This window comes from Bacteroidia bacterium, assembly GCA_025056095.1.
GTDB lineage: Bacteria > Bacteroidota > Bacteroidia > JANWVE01 > JANWVE01 > JANWVE01.
Map to the genome: position 1 here is coordinate 1 of JANWVW010000304.1, position 2,333 is coordinate 2,333.

General features: G+C 36.8%; 1 protein-coding gene. It reads right to left on the minus strand.

Translation table 11 applies throughout. The annotated features are described in order from the left end of the window. A partial coding sequence (locus NZ519_13655) for a DNA gyrase/topoisomerase IV subunit A (GenBank protein MCS7029800.1) occupies positions 1-2,319 on the minus strand: 2,319 nt, incomplete at its 3' end. Positions 2,320-2,333 lie beyond the last annotated feature (14 nt).

Genomic DNA, 2,333 nt, shown 5'->3' on the forward strand with positions numbered 1-2,333 from the left:
AGGTTGAGCTTGCGAACTTACATACAACAACTTTGATTGAGCATGCTCCTCTATGCAATGAAAAATTCTATTCAAGGTTTGCGTTTCTATCTCAAACCGCTTGACAAAATACTGCTTGTCTGCCCCATCGTAATAAATAGCACTGTATATGTTCAAGGGATTGAATTTTTCAATTAGCAGCACTTGTTCGGGATTGTAGCGGTTAGTAACATCAAAATTAGTCATTTCGTAAGTTCCATTTTTGTAGAAAACAATAATAGATTCTCCGTCTTGAAAAGTCCCCAAGTAAATACCTTGCTTTTGATAGTTTAATCGCCCTATTTGTGGTTGATAATAGACTTCTATTCCTCCCAAAGTAGAACGCCCCTCATATTTTTTAACAATTTGTTTGACAGGGTATTTTGTCAGTAAATTTCCCTGCGCTTCTCTACCTTTAATGGCTAATTGACTAAAATCATATTCAAAGCTTTTATTCTTTGCCTTGCACAAGGGATGCAAATCCACTTGAATGACCTCTGCTTCCCCATTAGGATTAGCAGAAAAGTACTGCAAAACCGAATTTTTATTCCCTTTGATAATTTGGTACTCTTTATCTCGGGTAATTGCAGTAATCTGAAAACGTTTTACGTACGTCCAGCCCGTAGAGCCATCTGTATAAGCAATGTTATACGTAGTACGATTGTCCCCTTTTTTCCAAACAGCTACATGGATAATATCTTTGCCCATAAAAGCTTTTTCAGATACTTTGCTTACTATACATTTGCCATCTTTGCGAAACACAATAATGTCATCAAATTCCGAACAATCGCATACGTATTCTTCTTTTTTCATTCCATAACCTACAAATCCTTCACTTCGGTTGACATACAATTTTTGATTAGCTACTGCTACCTGGGTTGCTTCTATGTTTTCAAAAACTGCTATTTGCGTTTTACGTTCTTTGTTTTTGCCGTATTTTTTGAGTAGGTTTTTGAAATACTCAATGGTAGTTTCAGTCAAGTGATTGAGTTTGTAATTTATTTCCTCAATACTTTTCTCAATGCTTTCCATTTCTTTTTGCAGAGATGCAAGGTCATATTTAGAGATTCGTTTAATTTTAATTTCAGTTAATTGGGCAATATCCGCAGAAGAGATTGGTTTTTTAAGCTTGGACTCAAATGGTTTAAGACAGGTTTCTAAGGTAGCTAAGGTATCTTCCCAAGTTTCTGCTTGTTCAATTTTTCGGTATATTTTCTCTTCAATAAAAATGCGTTCCAGCATACTTTGGTGCCATTTTTCTTCTAATTTTTGTTTTTCGTAAAGAAGCTCTTTTTCAATGATGTTGAGAGTTCGTTGAGTATTGTACCGCAAAATATCTGTAACTCCCATAAAGACAGGTTTTTCATCAAGAATAACGCAAGCATTGGGTGAGATAGAAATTTCACAATCGGTAAAGGCATACAAGGCATCAATAGTAACATCGGGCGAAGTACCAGGAGCAAGATGAACGGCAATTTCTACTTCTTTGGCGGTATTATCTACTACTTTTTTAATTTTGATGTGTCCTGCTTCATTAGCTTTGACGATACTTTCTATTAACGAAGCAGTGGTTGTGCCGTAAGGAATTTCTTTGATGAGAATGACCTTATTATTTTCGGTTACTTCCATTTTGGCGCGTACTCTAACTTTGCCCCCGCGCTTGCCATCATTATAATGAGATATATCTATCAATCCGCCTGTGGGAAAATCAGGATAAAGCTTAACAGGTTTATTTTTAAGAATATCTATCGATGCTTGAATCAGCTCTATAAAATTATGGGGCAGAATTTTGGTATTTAAGCCCACAGCAATACCTTCTGTTCCCATAGCTAAAAGTAGAGGGAATTTAACAGGCAGAGTAACAGGTTCGCGTTTTCTGCCATCGTAGGAACTTTGCCATTCAGTAGCAGATTCGCTAAAAAGTACTTCTAAGGCAAATTTAGACAGCCGTGCTTCAATATAGCGAGGGGCTGCGGCACTATCGCCCGTTCTAAAATCTCCCCAGTTACCTTGTGTATCAATAAGTAACCCTTTTTGACCCATATTGACAATGGCTTCATTGATGGAAGCATCGCCGTGGGGATGATATTGCATAGTTTGACCTATAATATTAGCTACTTTATTGTATCGCCCATCTTCCATTTCATACATAGCGTGAAGTATTCTGCGTTGTACAGGTTTTAGACCATCATGAATATGAGGCACAGCACGTTCTAATATCACATAAGAAGCATAGTCAATAAACCATTCTGCATACATTTCATTGACCATAAGGTTATGACCTTGCTTTTTCTCTTCCATAGTACAAAGGTATA